Here is a 980-nt window from a genome sequence, read left to right as displayed (position 1 = left end):
TGCGTTCGATTTGCACATTGCCCGAGGCAATGGCCAGCGTGGGCGTGACGGACCACAGGCCGTTGTTGTCGACCACGGTGGTGAGCACTTCGCCGGTGCCGGGCATGGTCACTTTGATGCGGTCGCCTTCTGAGCCGCTGCCGGTGATGGTGGGGGTGTCGTAATAAGTGCTCAGGTCCGTCAGGGCGCCGCTGTTGCTGTTGTTGTCCAGACCTGCGGTGAAGGTGCCTGCTTTGGTGTTGAGCACAAATCGGAGGACGTCGGAGACGGCGATGTTGCCTGCCGCGTCCCGGACCCGTGCGTAGACGGTGTTGCTGCCTTCTATGGCGCTGTAGGTGTTGGTCCAGCTGCTGGCGTTGGTGCTGTATTCGACCACGGCACCGGCTTCTATGGCCGAGCCGGTGGCGCTTCCGGGGACGTTCAGGCTGGCGTCGATGGTGACCAGGTCGCCCGGGGTGCCGGTGTCGCAGGCGAGAGTCAGGATCGGTTTGACGATGAAGGTGTCCACGGTGAACACCAGTTGGCTGGCAGCGCCGGTGTTGCCTGCGGCATCGACCACGCGTGCGTAGACGGTGTTGCTGCCTTCTCCGGCAGCAAAGGTGCTGCCCCAGGCTGCGCCGTTGGTGCTGTATTGGAGCGTGGCACCGGCTTCCAGGGAGGACGCGGTGAGGTTGCCGGTTTGTGTGATTTTGTCGGTACCCAAAGCACCGCTGTCGCACACCAGGCCAAGGACGGGCGCTGCAGGCGCTTGGGTGTCCAGGGTGAAGCTGTAGGTGGCCACGGCACCGGTGTTGCCTGTGGCATCCGTCACGCGCACTTTGACGTTGTTCACGCCTTCGGCGGCTGCAAAGGTGGTGGCCCAGTTCACGCCGTTGGTGCTGTATTCGAGCTGACCGCCTGCTTCTACGCTGCTCAGGCTCAGGGTGCCTGTGTTCGTGATTTTGTCTGTGCCTGCGCCTGAGATGCTGCCGCTGTCGCAC

The 980-nt window shown here is 63.5% G+C and carries 1 protein-coding gene; it reads right to left on the bottom strand.

The window, feature by feature from the left end; translation table 11 throughout:
• Nucleotides 1–980 (bottom strand): Ig-like domain-containing protein (locus H663_RS41895; RefSeq protein ID WP_165803988.1); only part of this gene is annotated, 980 nt, incomplete at both ends.

Source organism: Limnohabitans planktonicus II-D5 (genome assembly GCF_001270065.2).
GTDB lineage: Bacteria > Pseudomonadota > Gammaproteobacteria > Burkholderiales > Burkholderiaceae_C > Limnohabitans_A > Limnohabitans_A planktonicus.
The sequence above is the reverse complement of the archived record's forward strand: the minus strand, read 5'-3'. Positions and strand labels throughout refer to the sequence as shown.